The organism is Burkholderia sp. IDO3 (assembly GCF_003366075.1).
GTDB lineage: Bacteria > Pseudomonadota > Gammaproteobacteria > Burkholderiales > Burkholderiaceae > Burkholderia > Burkholderia anthina.
In genome coordinates, this window is record NZ_CP028962.1 from 71,938 (window position 1) to 92,439 (window position 20,502).

19 protein-coding genes are annotated in these 20,502 nt (G+C 67.6%); 5 read left to right on the top strand and 14 right to left on the bottom strand.

Annotated elements, in window-relative coordinates; translation table 11 throughout:
* Positions 1 to 48 precede the first annotated feature (48 nt).
* Positions 49 to 999: a helix-turn-helix domain-containing protein gene (locus DCN14_RS00335; protein ID WP_096500996.1), complete on the bottom strand. Its 951-nt coding sequence runs from the start codon at positions 997 to 999 to the stop codon at positions 49 to 51.
* A 628-nt stretch (positions 1,000 to 1,627) separates the two neighbouring features.
* Here DCN14_RS00335 and DCN14_RS00345 point away from each other — a divergent pair.
* On the top strand, positions 1,628 to 3,115 hold the full coding sequence (locus DCN14_RS00345; protein WP_096500994.1) for an NAD-dependent phenylacetaldehyde dehydrogenase: 1,488 nt from the start codon (positions 1,628 to 1,630) through the stop codon (positions 3,113 to 3,115).
* A 71-nt stretch (positions 3,116 to 3,186) separates the two neighbouring features.
* On the opposite strand, the gene DCN14_RS00350 is transcribed toward DCN14_RS00345, so the two are convergent.
* From DCN14_RS00350 to DCN14_RS00370, 5 genes are all read right to left on the bottom strand, one after another.
* Positions 3,187 to 4,278 carry a porin gene (locus tag DCN14_RS00350; protein ID WP_096500992.1) on the bottom strand — a complete coding sequence of 364 codons (1,092 nt, stop codon included), beginning with the start codon at positions 4,276 to 4,278 and terminating at the stop codon, positions 3,187 to 3,189.
* Positions 4,279 to 4,458: 180 nt separating this feature from the next.
* The gene (locus DCN14_RS00355) at positions 4,459 to 5,181 is read right to left on the bottom strand and encodes an SDR family oxidoreductase (protein ID WP_096500990.1); all 723 of its coding nucleotides are present in this window, start codon (positions 5,179 to 5,181) and stop codon (positions 4,459 to 4,461) included.
* Positions 5,159 to 6,280: a 2,3-butanediol dehydrogenase gene (locus DCN14_RS00360; protein WP_096500988.1), complete on the bottom strand. Its 1,122-nt coding sequence runs from the start codon at positions 6,278 to 6,280 to the stop codon at positions 5,159 to 5,161. The genes DCN14_RS00355 and DCN14_RS00360 overlap by 23 nt, the downstream gene beginning before the upstream one ends.
* 1 nt (position 6,281) lies before the next feature.
* Positions 6,282 to 7,574 carry an MFS transporter gene (locus DCN14_RS00365; protein ID WP_096500986.1) on the bottom strand — a complete coding sequence of 431 codons (1,293 nt, stop codon included), beginning with the start codon at positions 7,572 to 7,574 and terminating at the stop codon, positions 6,282 to 6,284.
* A gap of 18 nt (positions 7,575 to 7,592) precedes the next feature.
* Entirely contained in the window at positions 7,593 to 8,126 is a 534-nt protein-coding gene (locus DCN14_RS00370) for a 2,4'-dihydroxyacetophenone dioxygenase family protein (RefSeq protein ID WP_096500984.1), read from the bottom strand.
* A gap of 177 nt (positions 8,127 to 8,303) precedes the next feature.
* On the opposite strand from DCN14_RS00370, the gene DCN14_RS00375 reads away from it, so the two are divergent.
* Positions 8,304 to 9,269 (top strand): helix-turn-helix domain-containing protein, encoded by a 966-nt coding sequence (locus DCN14_RS00375; RefSeq protein ID WP_096500982.1) that lies wholly within the window; start codon positions 8,304 to 8,306, stop codon positions 9,267 to 9,269.
* A 75-nt stretch (positions 9,270 to 9,344) separates the two neighbouring features.
* Here DCN14_RS00375 and DCN14_RS00380 read toward each other — a convergent pair whose 3' ends face one another.
* From DCN14_RS00380 to DCN14_RS00400, 5 genes are all read right to left on the bottom strand, one after another.
* Positions 9,345 to 10,910, bottom strand: a complete 1,566-nt coding sequence (locus DCN14_RS00380) for a GMC family oxidoreductase N-terminal domain-containing protein (protein ID WP_096500979.1) — start codon at positions 10,908 to 10,910, stop codon at positions 9,345 to 9,347.
* A 146-nt stretch (positions 10,911 to 11,056) separates the two neighbouring features.
* Positions 11,057 to 12,025, bottom strand: coding sequence for a helix-turn-helix domain-containing protein (locus DCN14_RS00385; protein WP_096500977.1), 969 nt, complete (start codon positions 12,023 to 12,025; stop codon positions 11,057 to 11,059).
* A gap of 515 nt (positions 12,026 to 12,540) precedes the next feature.
* Positions 12,541 to 13,335, bottom strand: coding sequence for a hypothetical protein (locus DCN14_RS00390; RefSeq protein WP_240327223.1), 795 nt, complete (start codon positions 13,333 to 13,335; stop codon positions 12,541 to 12,543).
* A 216-nt stretch (positions 13,336 to 13,551) separates the two neighbouring features.
* A complete protein-coding gene (locus DCN14_RS00395; protein ID WP_096500975.1) occupies positions 13,552 to 14,499 on the bottom strand; it encodes an aldo/keto reductase in 948 nt (315 codons plus the stop codon).
* A gap of 329 nt (positions 14,500 to 14,828) precedes the next feature.
* Positions 14,829 to 15,449, bottom strand: a complete 621-nt coding sequence (locus tag DCN14_RS00400; RefSeq protein ID WP_096500973.1) for a LysE/ArgO family amino acid transporter — start codon at positions 15,447 to 15,449, stop codon at positions 14,829 to 14,831.
* A gap of 105 nt (positions 15,450 to 15,554) precedes the next feature.
* On the opposite strand from DCN14_RS00400, the gene DCN14_RS00405 reads away from it, so the two are divergent.
* A complete protein-coding gene (locus tag DCN14_RS00405; protein ID WP_096500971.1) occupies positions 15,555 to 16,448 on the top strand; it encodes a LysR family transcriptional regulator ArgP in 894 nt (297 codons plus the stop codon).
* 46 nt (positions 16,449 to 16,494) lie between these two features.
* Here DCN14_RS00405 and fnr read toward each other — a convergent pair whose 3' ends face one another.
* The 3 genes from fnr to DCN14_RS00420 form a co-directional block, all read right to left on the bottom strand.
* Positions 16,495 to 17,241, bottom strand: coding sequence for a fumarate/nitrate reduction transcriptional regulator Fnr (fnr, locus tag DCN14_RS00410; protein WP_096500969.1), 747 nt, complete (start codon positions 17,239 to 17,241; stop codon positions 16,495 to 16,497).
* Positions 17,242 to 17,371: 130 nt separating this feature from the next.
* Complete coding sequence (locus DCN14_RS00415) at positions 17,372 to 17,839, bottom strand: universal stress protein (RefSeq protein ID WP_096500967.1); 468 nt, start codon at positions 17,837 to 17,839, stop codon at positions 17,372 to 17,374.
* 643 nt (positions 17,840 to 18,482) lie between these two features.
* Positions 18,483 to 18,890 carry a DUF3005 domain-containing protein gene (locus DCN14_RS00420; RefSeq protein ID WP_096500965.1) on the bottom strand — a complete coding sequence of 136 codons (408 nt, stop codon included), beginning with the start codon at positions 18,888 to 18,890 and terminating at the stop codon, positions 18,483 to 18,485.
* A 277-nt stretch (positions 18,891 to 19,167) separates the two neighbouring features.
* Here DCN14_RS00420 and DCN14_RS00425 point away from each other — a divergent pair, with 277 nt between their 5' ends.
* Positions 19,168 to 19,401 (top strand): hypothetical protein, encoded by a 234-nt coding sequence (locus DCN14_RS00425; RefSeq protein WP_096500963.1) that lies wholly within the window; start codon positions 19,168 to 19,170, stop codon positions 19,399 to 19,401.
* Positions 19,402 to 19,538: 137 nt separating this feature from the next.
* A complete protein-coding gene (gene epsC, locus DCN14_RS00430) occupies positions 19,539 to 20,459 on the top strand; it encodes a serine O-acetyltransferase EpsC (RefSeq protein WP_096500961.1) in 921 nt (306 codons plus the stop codon).
* The last annotated feature ends 43 nt before the right edge of the window (positions 20,460 to 20,502 follow it).

The window sequence follows — 20,502 nt, forward strand, 5'->3', positions numbered from 1 at the left end:
TCGTCGACCGGTGCGTCGAGTTTCGGCGGTACCGCGCGATGACGCGCGTCACTCCCCCGGCATCGCGCGGTATGCGACACGATATGCCCCTGGACTACACCCGAACCGCGCCTTGAACGCCCGCCCGAAATGCGTGATGTCCGAAAACCCGCACGCGATCGCGAGTTCCAGCAGCGTGCGGTGGGTATCCGCCGGATCTTCCAGCGCGCGCCGGCTTGCCTGCAACCGGTATTCCTGAATCAAGCTCTGCGGCGTCCGCTCGGTCGCGGCCAGCGCGCTGTACAGCGTGCGCCGCGACACGTTCAGCGCGCTCGCCAGCTTGTCCGGCGACAAATCGGGATCGCTGTAGTGGTGCGACAGATAGAGTTCCGCATTCATCCGCAGCGTCGCGCTGCGCGTATCGGCGCCCATACGCGAATCGCTCGCCTCGCGGCGGATGACTGAATCGAGCAGCATCAGCGTCGACTGCTCGAAGCCGAACAGGCTTTCCGGATCGTTCGGCACCTGCCCGTCCATCAGGTAATGGATCGATTGAAGCGCCAGTTGCGCATTGCCGACGGTCTGTCGCACCTGCACGCCCGCCCGCTCCACGAACCAGCGCCACATCGTGCCGCTTCTCGGCGGCGTCAGCGCGGCGACGAAGCGCGACGCGTTCGCCGATTCGATCATGTACGGCTGCGTCGCATCGTAGATCACCCACTCGCCGGGATTGACGGTCGACGTCGCGTTGCGCTGCGTGACGCGGCTTTGTCCGGCGATCTGGAACAGGATCTTGTAGCAGTCGCGGTCGGCGCGCGACGCGAGCGAGCGGTCGCGATCGACGCGGATCGCCGTTGTATCGACGTCCGCCATGCGCAGGCCGCCAACCGTGGCAACGCGCACCGACATCCGGAACTGCGGGCCGGTGTCGTGAAAGATCAGCGGCAGGAAGCTGTCCGCGATCAGGTCGCGCAGGTTCGTGCTGCTGTTGCTGGCGTCGACGACGAGTTCGTGTGCCATTGCCGGAAGAGGAAGTGGGCCGGGGAACGCGTCAAGGGTAATGCAAACGGCCGCGACGCGGGTTCAGACGGCGCCATTGTCGGGAGCCCGGCCCCACGGCGTCAATCGTGGTTTCTCCACGTTTTGCCGCGACCTCAGTGCACCCCATCGCACCGCATCGATCTGCACGCTCAAGCCAAAAGTGTGCACGCAACGCCGATCGGCGCGGGCGACGCGTCCCTAGAATCGACAGGCGGTCGGCAAGCTGTTCTGTCGAATCGCATGGGCTGGCTCGTGCGATGAAGCGTAACCACCGATTTTCAAGGAGACCGTGCCGAAGGCCGGGCAACGGACGCATGCGGCGGCGGCGCGCGCCGGCGGCCGTCGTGCGGACGACCGCGGGCGCATGTCAGGATGTCCGATAGCACTTTCGACGACATCGTCGTTGGCGCCGGCTCGGCGGGCTGCACGATCGCGACCCGCCTCGTCGAGCGCCGCAAGGGCGCGTGCTCGGCGGCATCCCGAGCGGCAACACGAACGCGCCGACCATCGCGCTCGCCGAAAAAGCATCGAACCTGATCGCCCAAGCGGCCTGATCGGGCCTTTCACACTCACCTTCACATTCAACGGAATTTCCGGAGGAACACAGATGGCACTGGTTCGGATGCTGGACGAAGTCAAAACGTTTCTCGCGCGCGAACACGGTCACTACATCGACGGTCGCGCGGTGGCCGGCCGCGGCGAACGGATCGACGTGCGCGATCCGTCGACGCGTGCGGTGATCGGCTCGGTCGCCCAGGCGACCGACGACGACGTCGAAGCCGCGATCGCGTCGTCGCATCACGCGTTTCGCGGCGAATGGGCCAGCCTGACGCCGGCTGATCGCGAGCGCATCCTGTTGCGCTTCGCCGACCTGATCGACGCGCACGGCGAAGAGATCGCGCAGATCGAAACCGCGCAGTCGGGCAAGCTGATCGGGCTGTCGCGTGTGATCGAGGTCGGCTGGTCCGCGCGCTGGCTGCGCTATTACGCGGGCTGGGCCACGAAGATCGCGGGCGAAACGCTCGCGCCGTCGTTTCCGAGCATGAACGGCGAGCGCTACACGTCGTTCACGCTGCGCCAGCCGCTCGGTGTCGTGTTCGGCATCATTCCGTGGAATTTCCCGGTGATGATCCCGGTGTGGAAGTTCGGCGCGGCGCTCGCGACCGGCAACACGGTGCTGATCAAGTCGTCGGAGTTCACGCCGCTCACGATGCTGCGCATCGCCGAGCTGGCGACCGAAGCCGGCCTGCCGCCCGGCACGCTCAACGTGATCAACGGCACGGGCCAGGTCGGCTCGAAGGTGATCCGCGATCCGCGCGTGGCGAAGGTGTCGTTCACGGGGTCGGTGCCGACCGGCCGCATCATCGGCGAGGAAGCCGTGAACGCGAACTTCACGCGCTTCACGCTCGAGCTGGGCGGCAAGAATGCCGCGGCGTTCCTGCCGGACACGCCGGTCGACAAGATTCTCGACGGCATCGTCGAGGCCGGGTTCCTGCACAGCGGGCAGGTGTGCGCATCGGCGGAACGCTTCTTCGTGCATCGCTCGAAATTCGACGAGGTGGTCGAGAAGATGAAGGCGCGTCTCGACAGCTTCCAGCCGGCCGACCCGATGGACGACGCGGGGATGATCGGCCCCGTCTGCAACGAACCGCAGTTCCGCAAGTGTCTCGACGCATTCGAGCTCGCGCGCACGGAAGGCGACACGATCGTGACCGGCGGCGGCGCGTATGCGCGCGACGGCTTCTACGTGAAGCCGACCATCGTGCTGCCGAGCTCGCTGGAATCGGCGTCGTATCGCAAGGAGATCTTCGGGCCGGTCGGCGCGTTCGTGCCGTTCGACGACGAGGAAGCGCTGATCGCGATGATGAACGACACGCCGTTCGGGCTCACCGCGAGCCTGTGGACGAACGACCTGTCGAAGGCGCTGCGCTACGTGCCGCGCATCGAAGCCGGCACCGTGTGGGTGAACATGCATACGCTGGTCGACCCGGCCGTGCCGTTCGGCGGCGCGAAGGGGTCCGGCATCGGACGCGAGTACGGTTCGTCGTTCATCGACGCCTACACCGAGCCGAAGGCGGTGACGATTCGCTTCTGACGGCGTGGCGCCAATGGAAATGCCCGCCCGGGGCGACCCGGGCGGGCATTTTCGTCAAAGGGTGCGGCGCGTCAGAACCGCGTACTGAACCCCACCCGCGCGATCGACTGCACCGTGCCGCTTGCCGCGCCGTCGGCATCCATCACGCCGTTGATCTGCGCATTGCTGCCGTGGCTCGCGCGCTGATACACGCCGGCCACATACACCATCGTGCGCTTGGACAGCCAGTACTGAACGGCGGCCAGCAACTGATGCGCGTGCGCGTTGTCGAGCGTGTCGTTGCCCTTCATGTACGTGTAGCTCGCGCCGACCACCCAGGCCGGCGACGGATGCCACGCGGCGCCGGCTTCCGCCGACCATGCGCCCGCGCCGTTCCACGCGTTGTGCACGGTCGTGAAGAGCGCCTTCGCGGTGACCGTGCCGAGCGTGTAGTGCGCGCCCGCGCCCCAGTTGCGCACGCTCGTGGCCGGCATCCCGTCCGCCGCGCCGTATTTCTGGTTCGTATAGGCGGCGCCCGCGCCGAACGGGCCGTTGTCGTAGCTCGCGCCGACGCTGACCGTGTTGTTCGCGCCGACCGACCCCGCGACGTTGCCGAAGCCGTACAGCGCGCCGAAGGTCAGCCCCGAGATCGATGCGCTCGTGTACTTCACGGAATTCGCGACGCGGTTGCTGCCCGCGACGCGATCCCAGTCGAAGGCGCCGGTCGGGTTGTTCGGCAACGCGAGCTTGTCGAACGGCCCGTTGCGAAAGCCGTACAGCCCGACGAGATCCTGCGCGATCTCGTTGCCGCTCGCGGCCAGCGCATCGACCATGAACTCGTACTGGTTGCCGAGCGTCAGCGTGCCGTAGCGGTCGTTCTGCAGCCCGACGTAGGCCGTGCGCGCGAACAGCCCGCCGCCGATCATCGAGCCGTTCGCGAGCGAGAACTGATTGACGAGCCGGAAGATCGCGCGCGTGCCGGCGCCGAGGTCTTCCTTGCCCTCGAAGCCGAGCAGGTTCGGGAAGAATATGTTGTCGTCGAATTTCGCGTTGCCGTGGCCGCCCTCGTTGCTGACATAGCTGATGCCGGCGTCGAGCAGCCCGAACATCGTCACGCTGCTCTGCGCGAACGACGCGGCCGGGATCGTGCAGGCCGCGAGGGCCAGCAAGGTCTTTTTCGTCATCTCCAATGTGCTCCTCACATGTTTCCGGTCGTGCCGGAATATTTTTGATGGGACTACTGATTGATATGAAGATAAGGTGTTGCGAAACTACCGATTCGATCGCGCCCGGAACCGCACCGGTCGATCCCGCGGGCGTCGGCGATGTCGATCGGTCGCCGATGCCCGCGCGTACTGCGTCGGCTAGACCGTCGAATACCCGCCGTCCACCGGCACGATCGCGCCGGTGACGAACGACGCGGCGGGCGAACACAGGAACAGGATCACGTCCGCAACCTCGTCGGCCGTGCCCCAGCGCCCGAGCGGCGTGCGATCGAGAATCCGCCGCGAAGCCTGCGTGTCGGCCATCAGCCCGCTGCTGAGCGGCGTGTCGATCCAGCCGGGCGCGACCGCGTTTACGCGGATGCCGCGGTCGGCCCATGCCTGCGCGAGCGAGCGCGTGAGCTGCGCGATGCCGCCCTTGCTCGCGCTGTACGCCGGGCGATCCTTGCTGCCGAAGTACGTGTACATCGATGCGACGTTGACGATGCTGCCGCCGTTCGCCGACAGCGCCGTCAACGCGGCGTCGGACGCCCGCATCACCGACGTCAGGTTCACGTTCAGCACGAACTCGAACTGGTCCATCCGGTATTCGTCCGCGTGCCGACTGATGCCGACGCCGTTGACGAGCGCATCGACGTGCGGCAGCGCGCCGATCGTGCGTGTCAGTGCGTCGCTGTCGGTCACGTCGAGTTCGACGCGGCGAACGCCCGGATGGACGGGCGCATGCGGGCCGGTGGCATCGAGCCCGAGCGCGACGACCGATGCGCCCGCTTGCGCGAACCGCAACGCGGTGCGTGCGCCGATGCCGGACGTGCCGCCCGTCACGACGATGGTCTTGCCGTCAAACGACCACTGGCGGCTCATGTTCGATACTCCCGATGGTGTGAAGGGGGCGCGCCGGCCGGTGCGATGGCGCAACGAGGATCTTGATCTGGGCGCGATCGGCGAGCAGCGCATCGAAGCCGTCGGCGACGGCGTCTTCGAGCGACACGGTGCGCGTGACGATCGACGTGAGGTCGAGCGCGCCCGACCCGACGAGCCGAAGCAGGTCTTCGTACACGTGCCGGTAGCCGACGCTGGCCGTGAAGGTCAGCTCGTCGTTGACCGCGCGGAATGCGTCGAAGCCCACATGCGGCATCAGGCCGACCATCACGAGACGACCGCCCTTGCGCAACCCTTGCATCGCCGCTTCGAACGTGGCCGGCAGGCCGGCCGCCTCGAAGCTCACGTCGACGCCGAGCCCGCCCGCGGCTTCGCGGATCGCGTCGCGCAGCACCGGCGCGTCGAGCGAGCGTGCGTCGAACGCATGCGTCGCGCCGAAGCGCGCGGCGGCCGCGAGCCGTTCCGGCGACACGTCGACCGCGACGATCGTCGTCGCGCCCTGCAGCTTCGCGAGCATGATCAGCAACAGCCCGATCGGCCCGAGCCCGAACACCGCGCAGGTGTCGCCGAGGCGCAGCTCGCCGCGCCGCAGCGCGTGCAGCGCGACGGCGGCCGGTTCCATCACCGCCGCCTGTTCGAGGCTCACGTCGTCGGGCAGCCGGTGCAGCATGTAGGCCGGCACGACCGCGAAGTCGGCCATCCCGCCGTCGCCCATCAGCCCGGCGAAGCCCATCGACACGCACAGGTTGTACGACCCGGAGCGGCAGTACGCGCACTGGTGGCAGCGATACTCGGGCTCGATCGCGACGCGGTCGCCCGGGGCCAGTGTCGTCACGCCCGCGCCGACTTCGACGACGGTGCCGCTGAACTCGTGGCCGAGCGTGAGCGGCGCGGTGCGGCCCGACAGCGGATGCGGCGTGCCGACCGGAATCGCATGCGGGCCGTCCGCATATTCGTGCAGGTCGCTGCCGCAGATCCCGCAATAGGCCACTGCGACGCGAACCTCGCCGGGCCCGGCACGCGGCGTGTCGAGATCGGCCAGGCGGATGTCGCGCGGGCCGTGCCATTGAAGTGCACGCATGTCAGCGTCCTCCGAGGTTCTGGGTATCGAGACGGGCGCCGGCACCGGCGAGCGCGCGCTTGCGCAGCACGGCGGGCGCGGTTTCGACGAGACCGAACGACAGCACGCACGCGAGGATCGCGCCGGCGGCCGACGTCCACATCGCGAACTGCAGGCCGTACTTGTCGGCGGCGAAACCGGCGACGGTCGGCGCGACGAAGCCGCCGATCAGCTCGCCCGCGCCCATGATCAGGCCGAGCGCGCTGGCGATCGCGCGCGGCGGCACCGTTTCGGCCGGGATCGTCGCCATGAACAGCGTGAAGCAGCCGAGGCCCGTGTACGTGACGAACACGAGCGCGCCGAGCGCCCACAGCGCATTGACGTGGATCAGCACGATCGGGCAGATCGCGGCGATCAGCGCGAACGCGATCATCGTCGGCTTGCGGCCGATCCGGTCGGAAATCGCCGGCACCGCGAAGCCCCAGAACACCCACGCGGCGCCGAGGCAGGTCATCACGACGCCCATGTCGGCCGGCGACAGATGGCGGCTCTCGACGAGGAAGACCGGCGCGAACGAGATGATCACGACGAACCACGTGAGGAAGAAGCAACTGATCAGCACGCACAGCAGGATGTTGCGTTCCTTCAGCAGCGCCCAGCGGCTGACCTGCACGCCGGGCGTGGCCGTGCTGTCGGCCTGTGCATGCCGGACGCCGCCGGGCGGCACTTCCCGAACCCAGCGCCAGATGCAGAACGCGATCAGGAAGCCGGGAATGCACGACACGTAGAACGCTTCGCGCCAGCCGTACGCCGTCGCGATGCCGATCACGACCGGCGGCCCGATCATCGCGCCGAGCAGGCCGGCGGCCGAGCCTTGCAGCAGGCCCATGTTCAGCCCGCGGCGGCTTGGCGTCGAGCTCTCGACCATCAGCGATTGCGACAGCGGCAGCACGGGGCCTTCGGCGATGCCCATCAGCGCGCGGAACGCGATCAGGCTCGCGAAGCCGCCGACGAGGCCCGACAGCGCCGAGCAGACGGAAAAGCCCAGCACGGCCGCGATCAGCAGCGGCTTGCGGGTGCCGCGCGCGTCGGACCAGGCGCCGGTGGCGGCGCCCGACAGCGCCCACGTCAGCGCGAGTGCGGACGACACCATGCCGAGCTGCGTATTCGACAGGTGCAGCTCGGCCGACATGAACGGAAACAGGAACGACAGCGCGAGGCGGTCGAAGAACACGAAGCCGAACGTCATGAACAGGATCAGCAGCAGCCTGTTCTCGTACGTCCATGCGGGTTTGGGGGAGGAATGGGATGTCATGGGCGGCCTCGTCGCGCGTCAGCGGAACAGCTTCTCGATCGCCTGCGCGCCGAGGCCGACTTTCTCGTAGTGCGCCTTGCACATCGCGATGTACGAATGCACGTCGAAGTAGCCGTCGGGATTGCCTTCGTCATCGAGCCAGATCAACGGGCCCTTGACGATGAAGAACGCGCGCATCGGTTCCGGATGATCGAACGCGACGAGCGTATGGCCTTCGCCCGGCGTTTCGTACACGAAATCGCCGCGCGTCGCGGTCCATTCGTGCTCCAGATAGCCCCACTTGCCGGACAGCGTGTACGCGAACACCTCGTGCGGGTGGTAGTGCCGGTTCACGAGCCCCGCTTCCTTCGCCATCAGGATGTCGCACCATTTGTTTTGCGACGGCGAGATCCACAACGGCCGCGACGAAACCGTTTCGGTGAACGGAACGTAATAGCGCTCGTCTTCGGTGGCCGCGTTCTGGATGTAAGCTTCGGGCAGCGCATCGGGCTTGAACGGATTGGCAATCGGCGCGATGTTTTGCCAGAATTCGGATACGGCTTTGTCGACCACGGTTTGTCTCCTTGCAGGTTGGTGTCGTGGGGACGACTTTAGCCAGCCGGTGCGCGGCGCTCTTGACTGGGCTGGACGAATTGCTTGATCGGGCCGGACATCGCACCGCACCAACGACAAGACGCACCCTTCCCCAATCCGTGCCGCTCCGCACGACAGGCGCCAGCAGGAGGCGACGTGACGAATTCGACCGTTTTTTCACGCACGCGAGGCTCGACGGCCGACGTGCCGGCGCGCGACCGGATGGCGTACTGGGATGCGTTCAACGCCGAGACGCTGGTCGGGCTGCGCTGCTCGTCGCTGTCGCCGGCCGGGCTCGAGGTCGAGAAAACCGATCTCGCGCTGCCGGGGCTGGGCGTCGCGGACATCAGCGGCCGCGATCACGTGATCGAACGCAGCCCCGCGCTGGTGCGCCAGTTGCCGAAGGAGTCGCTGTTTGCGTGCCAGATCCTGAGCGGGCGCGCGTATTTCATCCAGCGCGACCGGTGCCTGCTCGCGGAAGCCGGCGACGTGGTCGTGTACGACACCCGCGTGCCTTATCTGTTCGGATTCCTCACACCGATGCGGCAACTGCTGATCGACATTCCGGTCACGACGTTCGACGACCGCTTCGATGCGGAGCTGGCGGCGCTGCCGCTGCGGATCGCGCCGAAGCCGGGGGCGGGCGCGATGCTCGGTGCGACGCTGCGCGCGAGCGTCGAGCGCTTCATGAAGGAGCCGGTCGAGGGCGAGGCCGCGCGCTTCGCCGAGCACACGCGCACGCTGGTTGCCGAACTCATCGACGTCGAAGTGAACGGTGCGGGCGCATCGCGCGCGTCGCTGTCGTATCTGCTGACCGCGAAGCAGTACATCGCGACCCATCTCGGCGAGCCGGAGCTCGGGCCGCAGGCGGTTGCCGATGCGGTCGGGCTGTCGTTGCGGCACCTGAGCCGGCTGTTTGCCGCCGAAGGCGAGTCGATCACGCAGCACATCTGGTCCGAGCGGCTGTCGCATGCGCACCGCGAGCTGACCGATGCGCGGCTGCGCAAGACGAGCATCGGCGAGATCGCGTTTCGCTGGGGCTTCTCGAGCCAGGCGCACTTCAGCCGCGCGATTCGCGAACGCTACGGCGCGTCGCCGATGACGCTGCGCAGCGCCTGTTGATGCAGCGAAACCGACGTCGAAGCGGCGCGTGATTCACGCGCCGCTTTCATGTTCATTGCCGCGCGGAGTGCGCCGTCAACCCGCCAGCAAGAATTCCGCGCAGCGCTCCGCGATCATGATCGTCGGCGCGTTCGTGTTGCCCGACACGATGCGCGGCATCACCGACGCATCGCAGATCCGCAATCCGTCGATCCCTTGCACCGCGAGACGCGGCGTCACGACCGCGCTTTCATCGCTGCCCATCCGGCACGTGCCGGCCGGATGGTAGACGGTTTTCGCGCGGTGCCGCACGTAGTCGGCCAGCGCGTCGTCGGTCAGCGGCTCGGCTTCGCGGACGACACGCGCGAGCGACGGCGCGCGAAGGATGTGCCGCGCGAGCGCGACGCCGCGCACGAGGCCGTCGACGTCGGCGGGGTCGGAGAGCGCGCCGCTGTCGAAGCGGATCGGCGCAGCGGGATCGTTGCCGCGCAACTGCACCGAGCCGCGCGAGCGCGGCCGCAACAGGCACGGGTTGATCGACAGGCCGTGACCGGGCAGCGGTTCGCGATCGACGTCGCCGACGAGCGTCGGCAGCACGTGGAACTGGATGTCCGGACGGCCTTCGCCCGTCGTATCGACGAACGCGCCCGATTCGACGACGTTCGACGTCAGCAGGCCCGTGCGGCTCAGCATCCACTGCAATCCGTGGCGCAGCGCCTTCAACCCGCGATCCTCGCCGAGCAGGCTGATCGGCGCATGGCTGTAGCCGTAGATCGACACTTCGAGATGGTCCTGGTAATTCGCGCCGACCTCGGGGCTGTCGTGCAGCACGTCGATGCCGTGCGCATGGAGATGCGCACCGGGCCCGATGCCCGACAGCATCAGCAGCTTCGGTGTACTGAGCGCACCGGCGGCCAGCACGACGTCGGCGCGCGCGGCCGCCGAACCGGTTGCGCCGCTTTCCGTGCGCCATTCGACGCCGGTCGCGCGCCGGCCGTCGAAGCGCACGCGCGTCACGCGGCAGCCGGTCAGCACGCGCAGGTTCGCGTGACCGAGCGCGTCGGCGAGATAGGTCGCCGCGGTGCTGCCGCGCTGTCCGTCGAAAATCGTCGTGTGATAAAAGCCGGCGCCGTGTTGCGCGGCGCCGTTGAAATCGTCGTTGTACGCGATGCCGGCTTCCTGCGCGGCCTTCACGAACGCGAGGCTCAGCGGATGCCGGAAACGCGTGTCGCCGACCTTCAGCGGCCCGTCGGTGCCGTGGAACGGCTCGGACAGCCGCAGGTGCGATTCGGCGCGCTTGAACACCGGCAGCACGTCGTCCCAACCCCAGCCGGCGCAGCCGAGCGCGGCCCATTCGTCATAGTCGGCGCGCGTGCCGCGCACGTACAGCATCGCGTTGACCGAGCTGCCGCCGCCGAGCGTGCGGCCCTGCGGCACGTAGGTCTTGCGCCCCGCCGCGCCGGCTTGCGGCTCGCTTTCGAACGTCACCGTGCGCTGCGTACCGAGCACGCGGATGAACGTCGCCGGAATCCGGATGAACAGGCTGTCGTCCTTCGGGCCGTCCTCGAGCAGCAGCACGCGCCTGCCCGCTTTTACCAGTCGATGTGCCACCGTGCAGCCGGCCGAACCGCCGCCGACGACGATATGGTCGTACGTCTCCATCCCGCTTCTTCTCCTTGCTGTCGGGCGGCGGAACGAGCACCGCCGCGCAAGAAGCCAGCTTATCGATGGGCATGCGGACCTATTTGACCGGGACGGCCGCCGTGCTTGCCTCGCAGGGACACGGCGGCGCCGGGCGCGAACGGGCGCTAGCGGGCTTCGGCCGGCACGCGCGTGTCGCTCGGCGTCTCGCCGAAGCGCGCGCGATAGCTGCGGCTGAAGTGCGCGCTGTTGTTGAACCCCCAGCGGAATGCGATTTCGCTGACCGTCAGGTGTTTCAGCGACCGGTCGCGCAGGTCGGCGCGGCAGCGTTCGAGACGCCGCGCGAGGATGTAGCGCGTGAGCGGCATCCCTTCGATCTCGAACACGCGCGCGAGTTGGCGCGGCGACAGGTTGAGCGCGCGGCTGACCGACTGGCTGTCGAGATCGTCGTCGGCGAGATGGCTGTCGATGAACGTCTTCGCGCGCGACAGCGTATGGGCGGTCGACTTGGTCGGCGACGCGTCGCCGTCGCGCAGCCGCAGCATCGACTGCATCACGTCGAGCATCGTCGCGGCGCGCCGTTCGCGTGCGTCGGGCGTCGCTTCATAAGGCTCGGCGAGCATCGCGTACATCCGCTGCACGGCCCACGACGTGACGCCGTCGCCGCGGTCGATCTTGACGACGCTGCGGTAGCGCCACGGGCCGACGCGCGCCTCGAAGATATCGCGCGGCACGTCGAGCACGGTCATCGCCATGTTGGCCGGGAAGCCGTGGCCGTACGGCATCGACGTGTCGTACAGCACGATGTCGCCGGGCGCATGCTGGATGCATTCGACGTCCTGGAACGTATAGCCTTGCCCTTCGTGCATCAGGCAGACGAATACGGCGTCGCGCTGGTCCGCGTGGATGTTGTGCGGCGTGCGCACGACCGCGTGCCGGTTCGCGACGATGTCGCATACGCCGAGCAGGCCGAGGTCGCGCCTGCGCAGCGTCGCGTCGATGCCTTCGGACGATTTTCCGCTGCACTCGATGCGCACGAGCGAGCGGGCGACGTGGTCGACCCAGAAGTCGACGCGTTCGTCGCCGCGTACGGCGCGCGTCGAGATCGTGACGCTTCCCGTGCTGATGTCCGGCATGACGTTCTCCCAATGACCGCCCGAGCGGCGCAGTCTCGGGCACGTCGCGGGGCGCGGTCAATCGGTGAAAGACCCGGGGCCGGGCCGGGACGCGCGAGGGGCGGCGGATTGCGGGCGGATGTCCTTCCGGGTCAACGATGGTGGCCGTGGCAGGCAAGACATGGGCGCGTATTCGGGCTAGGGCCTGTTCACGCTAATAACGGGCTTGCGAACGTGCCTTTCCGCCCGTCCCCCAAGGGGACTTCCTCCGGGCGCAGGCAAGGAGAGAGGAGGCGCAATAGCCGTAGCTATTGCAACGACGAACGACGCCGCCATGCGGGCGGAAAGGCACGTTCCCCTATTTGGAAAATTCATTCGTGGGGCTGGCCCCCAGAAGGGCCGATCGCGGCGTCATGCTCCTCGCGAATACGTCGAGTATTCGCTTCGTCGCATTCCTTGCGCTCGGCCCTTCTGGGGGCCAGCGCAAGCCCGTTATTAGCGTGAACAGGCCCTAGGTTGTCCGGTTTGACGCGGGCTTACTTCGACGAACCGGCCGGCAGTCCGAGCGAAACGTCCTGCTCGTAGCCCATCTTGCTGTCGCGGAACTCGACGGTCACGTGGCCGTCACGCTGTGCATCGGTGACGTTCGCGTAGATCGACGTCATCACCATCCCCGCATCGCATCCGAGCGCGATCGTGCGATCGGTGCGGCCCGTCGCGATGTTCACCGCGCGCAGCGATCGCATCGCGATCCCGCACTGGTCGGACAGCGTGTAGACGCCGACCAGCATGTGCGTTTTCGTACGGGACCACATCGGGACGTCGACGGTGCCGTCGAGCTGCAGGTGATCGCGATCGTTGTCGTTCAGGCGCCCGACTTCGTTCAGCGCGACCGGGAGCGTCTTCCGGCCGTCGTCCCAGAGGCCGGTTGCCGTTTTGCCCGTGACGGCGATCGCGATCGGGCAAGGCTTCGGCCGCGACGGCGATGCGGGCGGCACGACCGGCGATTCGGCAGTCGAGGCGGGCGGCGACGCCTCGCACAGCGTCATGCGGCCGTCGGGCTCGCGATGGCCCCGCAGCGGAATCGGCGTGCGATGCGCGTCGTAGTAGTAGCTGCCGTCGACGCGCCAGCGGCCCGCGTCGTTGTGGTCGAGCGCGTCGTAAGTCTGCAGCGACACGTGGACGGGGGCGCGGCCGATCGTGCCGGTGTAGTTCACGACCTCGTACCAGCCGGCATGGGATACCGCCGGCGCGAACGCGAACGCGAGCAGCGCGGCGACGGCCGCGGAGGGCAGGCGGGCGTAACGGGAGCGGCGGGTGTTCCGGGGCATGGGCGGTTCCGTGCGTGGTGTTCGTCCGGGCACGGATACCGGTTCGATCAGGTCGAGCCGCCCGGCCGTCGGGATGCACGCCATTGTATCGAGCCGCCACGCGAGAATTTCATGCGCCCCGCATGCGGCAATACCGGAACGCAGATGACGCAGGCCGGCCGCGGAACCGCTGCACGACGCGATTCCACCGACCGGCCTGTGCTGTTGCAGACGGCCTCAGGCCGCGCTGGCCTCGTCGATCTTGCGGATATCGCCGTCGTCGAGCTGCACGCGGATCGCTTCGCCGAGCAGCGCGAGCTGTTCGAGCGACGTCGCACTGGCGATCGGCGCGGTGATCGTCGGCCGGGCGATCTGCCAGGCGAGCGCGATCGCGGCCGGCTGCGTGCCGTGCTTGGCCGACACGTCGTCGAGCGCCTTGAGGATGCGCAGCCCGCGCTCATTGAGATAGCCGGCGACGCGACTGCCGCGCACGCTCTTCTTCAGATCGGCTTCGCTGCGGTATTTGCCCGACAGGAAGCCGCTCGCGAGCGCGTAGTAGTTGACGACGCCGAGCTTCAGGTCGCGCACGACCGGTTCGAGATCGCGCTCGTATTCGGCGCGGTCGATCAGGTTGTATTCCGGCTGGATCACCTGGTATGCGGGCAGGCCGTCGCGCTGGCTGATGTCGGCGGCTTCGCGCAGGCGCGCGCCGCTGTAGTTCGATGCGCCGATGATGCGCACCTTGCCTGCTTCGATCAGCGTCTGGTATGCGGCGAGGGTTTCTTCGAGCGGGGCCGTGTCGGCGAGATCGCGGTGCGAGAAATACAGGTCGATGTAGTCGGTCTGCAGGCGGCGCAGCGAATCGTCGGCGGCCTTCAGGATGTTGTCCTTGGTCAGCCCCGCGCGCGCGGCGAGCATGCCGACCTTGGTCGCGATCACGACCTGTTCGCGCTTGCCGGAGCGCTTGAGCCACTTGCCGATGATCGTTTCCGATTCGCCGCCGCTGTTGCCGGGCGCCCAGGCCGAATAGACGTCGGCCGTGTCGATGAAGTTGATGCCGGTGTCGGCGAGCGCGTCGAGCAGCGCGAACGATGCGTTCTCGTCGACGGTCCAGCCGAAGACGTTGCCGCCGAAGGCGAGCGGTGAAACCTGGATGTCCGACGTGCCGAGGGTGCGTAGTGCCATGTTTCTCTCCGAAATCTGCGAGGTGACGGGATCGAACTACGGGATGGGACGAGATGACGGCGACGAGACGGCGGGGCGCGACGCGCTTGCGCCGTTGTCGCGGGACTCGGGACATTCTCGCCGATCGCTCGAAATCGTGCAGCCGGCCCGCCGCCGTGGAGGCGGAGGAATCGCGGCGGATAGCGGACGCGTCGTCCGTTGCGTGGTGATCCGGTCGGCTGCGTTCGATCTGGAACTGAATTTCGTCGCGGATGCGGGCGGGAGAAACGGAGGGAGGGTTGCTGCGTGCGGGCGGCAAGCCGCTGCCCGGGCTTCGATCGGCGAACGTGCTATCGCAACTGCACCGCCGCCAGGAACAGCACCATCCCGCCGATCGCGCCGTCCAGCACGCGCCACGCGACGGCCTTGCGGAACCACGGCGCGAGCAGTCGCGCACCGTATCCGAGCCCGAGGAACCACACGACGCTGACCGACATCGCGCCGACGGCGAACGCGAAGCGCGCGCCTTCCGGCTCGCGCGCGCCGGCCGTGCCGATCAGCAGGAAGGTGTCGAGATACACGTGCGGGTTGAGCCACGTGAACGCGAGCGTCATCAGCACGATCGCGGCCGCGCTTTGCGGCGGCGGCGCGACGGCGTCGCCGCGGACGTCGAGCGTTTCGTGCCCCGGCTTGAACGCGCGGCGCAGCGCGTTGATGCCGAACCACGCGAGATACGCGAGACCGACGTACAGCACCGCGTGGACGAAGGTCGGATAGCGTTCGACGAGCACCGACGCGCCGCCGACGCCCGTGCCGATCAGGATCATGTCCGACAGCGCGCACAGCAGCACGATCTTGCCGACATGCGAGCGCATGATGCCTTGCCGGAGCACGAACGCGTTCTGCGCGCCGATGGTGACGATGAGCGACGCGCACAGGGCCACGCCGTGAGAAAAAGCGATCCAGTTCATGATGGGGAATTGACAGCAGTAGACGGGGGAATCGGTTGGCGCTAGTCTGCGGTCAGCCCCGGAATAAGAGAAGCTAATTTACCTAATGTCGATTAAGGAAATCTAATGCTGGACTACGCGTTGCTCGACGCCCTCGCGGCGGTGATCCGGCACGGCTCGTTCGAACGGGCGGCCAGGGAGCTGAACGTCACGCCGTCGGCGGTGTCGCAGCGGGTGAAACTGCTGGAGGAGCGTGTCGGCAGCGTGCTGGTCAAGCGCGGGCAGCCGTGCGTCGCGACGACCTCGGGCGCGCTGCTGTGCCGGCATACGGAGCGCGTGCAGTTGCTCGAGGCCGAACTGGGCGGCCGGATGCCCGCATTGCCGGGCCAGATCGCGAGCGCATGGCCGACGCTGCGCGTGGCCGTGAACGACGACAGCGTCGCGACGTGGTTCATCGACGCGGTCGGGCCGTTCTGCACGGAGCGCGAGACGTTGCTCGACCTCGTGATCGACGATCAGGACTACACGGCCGCGCGCATCCGCGACGGCAGCGTGCAGGGCGCGGTGACCGCGCAGGCCGAGCCGATCCAGGGGTGCAGGTCGACGCGGCTCGGGCGCATCCGCTATCGCGCGGTGTGCTCGCCGGCGTTTCACGACCGTTATTTCGGCGCGGGCATCACGCGCGATGCGCTGCGCCGCGCGCCGTGCGTGATGTTCAATCCGAAGGACGGGCTGCAGGCGCGTTTCATCCGGCGCGTGACGCGTGCGGAGCTCGATCCGCCGCAACACTGGATACCGCACGTCGCCGGGTATCTACGCGCATGCGAAACGGGGCTGGGATGGGGAATGTGTCCGGACCGGATGGTCGATCGCCAGCTGGCAGCGGGCGAACTGGTCGACATGTCGCGCGGGCGGACGGTCGACATCGAGCTTTACTGGCAGAGCTGGCGCCTGTCGATCGGCTGGCTCGACGATTTCAGCGCGGCGCTGAAGGCGCGCGCCGCGCTGTTTCTCGACTGATCGGACGGGGAAGGCATGCGGCGCGTATCGCACGCGCCGGGCCGGGTCAGACGTGATGCAGGCCGTCGAAGTCGACGATCTGCACGAGGCGGCCCTGCATTTCGATCAGGCCGCGCTTCTGGAATTTCGACAGCGTGCGGCTGACCGTTTCGAGCGTCATGCCGAGGTAGCTGCCGATGTCTTCGCGTGTCATCCGCAGGTTGAATTCCGACGGCGAGTAGCCGCGCTTCAGGTAGCGCTGCGACACGTCGAGCAGGAACGCGGCGACGCGCTCTTCCGCATTCAGCGAACCGAGCAGCATCGTCTGCGACGTTTCGCGCACGATCTGCTCGCTCATCAGCTTGTGCATGCGTAGTTGCATCGTGCCGGCTTCCGAGCACAGCGACTTGAGCGCGCTGTACGGAATCACGCAGACCGAGCTGTCTTCCAGCGCGACCGCGGTGCGCGGGTGCGTGTCGTCGCAGATGCCGTCGAGGCCGAGCGCTTCGCCCGCGAGGTGCAGGCCGGTGACCTGTTCGCGGCCATCATGGCGCGTGGCGACGGTTTTCAGCGAACCCGAACGTACGGCATACAGGTTGTCGAACGCATCGCCTTCGCGGAACAACGCTTCGCCGCGCTTGACCGGGCGAGCCGCGCAGATGACCGATTCGAGGCGGCTGAGCGCTTCGGGGGCGAGGCCCTGCGGCATGCACAGATGACGCATTGCGCACGACGAGCAATGAGGGGCCTGGCGGGGAGCCCAGTTGCCTGCATGGGAAGGGGCGGCGGGGCGTGTGGCGACGGGCGTCAGCATGATCGTTTACTCCGGCGTTGAATCGACAGAATCATTGTCCCACCGCAAATTGGTGCGGTCGGGTGACAAAACGTCGCGACCGCGCGCGCATGCCGGCCGTTGCGTGAGCACGGTGCGCGCGCGAACATGTTCAGCCCTCCTGCTCATCCGTGTGCGAGGCGGCCGGGATCAGCAGCACGGGCAACGTCGCGTGGCGCACGCACTGTTCCGCGATGCTGCCGAGCACGAGGCGGCGGAACCCGCGCCGGCCGTGCGTGCCGAGCACCAGCAGATCGGCGCCGAATGCCTTCGCGCCATCGAGGATCAGCGTCGAGACGTCGTTGAGCGACGACGCTTCGCTCATCAGCGTCTCGCCCTTCACGCCCGCCGCCTGCATCAGCTTCGTGAAATCCGCCGCGAGCGCGTTGCCTTGCGCGACGAGCTGGTCGCGCAGCACGGACGGATCGTAGCCCGGCACGTTGTAGTAGATCGCGGCGTTCTCGACGACGTAGAACGGCTGCAGTTCCGCGCCGTGTTCCTTCGCGAGTGCGAGTGCGGCATCGAATGCGTGGCGGGACGTGTCGCTGCCGTCGATGGCAACCAGAATGCGCTTGTACATAGTGTCTCCGAGTGGCGGGTTGAACGGAAGTCGGCCGAACGGCCGGGCAGACCGTGCGTTGCTGCGAGGCAGAGTAAACCAACGGCAGGGACTTTGCATCGACATGCCGGTCGTCTCGATCGGCACGCGCGATCGCGGCGCTTGTGTCGTTGCAGCGGCGCATGCCGATCGCGAGCCATGCGCGCGCCGCATGTTGCGCTGCGTGACGGGTGCGGCGGCGTGCGACGTCGCGCCGGCCGGCCGTCCGGGCGGCGCGTTGCGGCAGTCTGCGGCGAGATGACGGCGGACGAACACCGTGCGGATACCGCATCGTGACGGCAGCGGCCGCACAGGCGTCGCGCGATGGTCCGGGGTGCGGCACCGTCCGCCGATGCACGACAACGTCCGCTTTGGCGAAGCCGAATCGCGCGCGTGCCTCCATTGGATCGCAACCGAACTGCGAATAACCTGATTTCGATCAACATCGATGCATTCACATCGATCGAAAGCGCGCGGCGCACCCGCGCGTCGCCGCGAACCGGCGCCGGTATCGACACCGATACGGAAGATCGTCCGCGTGCGCGCCGAACACAAGCCGGGCCCGCGCGAACCATCGGCCCGCGCGCCGCTCCGGCAAACGAACGATCGATTCAAACGCCGCGCGCTACCTCGGCACCGCGGCGATCTCGATGACGCGTTCGGGCCGGCGTCCGTGCCCGGGCCAGTACGCGCTGCCGTACATCCGGTGAACCGGGCCGAACAGTTCGTCGCCTGCGTGCGGCGGTGCATCGAAACCTTTCTCGATCACCGTGTAGCCGGCCCGCAGCGCGAACGCCGGGTGATTGCCGCCGGGGCGGCTGTCGAAGCCCGCGAAGCCGTCGCCGGCTTCGGGCATTGCGTTGACGAGCGATGCGTTGCTGCGCGTGATTTGATCGGGCGAGATCGCGCCGCCAGCAAGACGCGACGCTTCGCGATTCTTGCCGTCGGTGTCGACGGTGCTGTCGTGCGTGTCGTCGTTGTCGAGTTCGATGCTGCGCGGATGCGCGGTGTGCGCTTGAGCTGACGATTCCATCGCGGCTCTCCTGGCGGCGAAGCGCTCCGGATCGAAGCAAGTCCCGTTCCGGGCACGACGGGAAAAGGCGCGCGGGCGATCGCCGCGGTCGCGCGGCGCGCATTGATTTGTCGTGATTTATTTCAGCTAGAACACGCGTTTTCTACAGAGTATGATTCTTTTCCTGCGAAGCGGCGAGAGGGGAAGCGATCTCGCCGTCTCTGCCCGCGCCGGGGGCCGCAGCACCCTTAAAGACGGGTAGTGAACAACAAAGCAAGGGACTAGAGGTGGCGGATTCATGCAAGCGACTACTGCCTTCACGCACCGCGGTTATCTGTTGAATTGCGCGCCCGCGCGCGCCAGTGACGGGTCGTTCAAGCCCTATGTCGTGATCTCCCGATCGAGCGACGGGGAACTCGTTGCCAATCGTTTTTTTCCGATCGAACTCCAGTTCAACGACGAAGGCGCTGCGATCGCGCACGCGCGCGACTGGGCCGTGCGCTGGATCGACGCGAGCAGCATCGCGATCTGACGCCGTCGCGCACCGGCCGCATTGGCCATCCGGCCGATCCACCGCGGGCCGCTGCCGGACGAAAAACGCGGTAATCTTGCGGAACCCGTCACTTTATTAGCGGCCGTGCGACTGCGCGCGGCTGCCTGCATTGGCATATGTCGACATCACCCGCCCGTCAGTGGGGCCTCGAAGAAATCGTCGCCGGTTTGCGCGAGTCGCGCGAGGAACTCCATCGCACGCGTCATCCGCGCGGCATTCGCGAACTGCCGTCGCGCGACGCGATCTGCAAGATTGTCACCGGCCTGCGCGCGTCGATGTTTCCGACGCATTACGGTGCGCCCGATCTTACCGACGAAAGCGTCGACTATTACGTCGGCCATACGCTCGAAAGCACGCTGCGCGTGTTGTCCGAGCAGATTCGCCGCGCGCTGCCGTTCCTGCCCGAGCATGTGGACACGCCGTTCGCGGCACTCGACGAGCGCGCATTCGAGATCGCGCGCGAGTTCGGGCGGCAGTTGCCGTCGGTCCGCGCACTGCTGGTCAGCGACATCCAGGCCGCGTACGCCGGCGATCCGGCCGCGCAGCACATCACCGAAATCCTGCTGTGCTACCCCGGCGTGCTGGCGATGATGCACCATCGGCTCGCGCATGCGTTGCACCGGCTCGGCGTGCCGCTGCTCGCCCGGTTCATCAATGAAATCGCGCACTCGGCTACCGGCATCGACATTCACCCGGGCGCGCAGATCGGCCCGAGCTTCTTCATCGACCACGGCACCGGCGTCGTGATCGGCGAAACCGCGATCATCGGCGAGCGCGTGCGCGTGTACCAGGCCGTCACGCTCGGCGCGAAGAGCTTCCCGGCCGACGGCGAAGGCACGCTGGTCAAGGGCAACGCGCGGCATCCGATCGTCGAGGACGACGTCGTGATCTACGCGGGCGCGACCATTCTCGGCCGCGTGACGATCGGGCGCGGCTCGGTGATCGGCGGCAACGTGTGGCTCACGCACAGCGTGCCGCCTGGCACGAGTGTCGCGCAGGGCAAGGTTCGGGAAGGCGGGAGCGGCGAGAAGCCGTAACGCGGTGCGCGAACGCCCGGGCGCCGCGCCGTACGACGCAGCG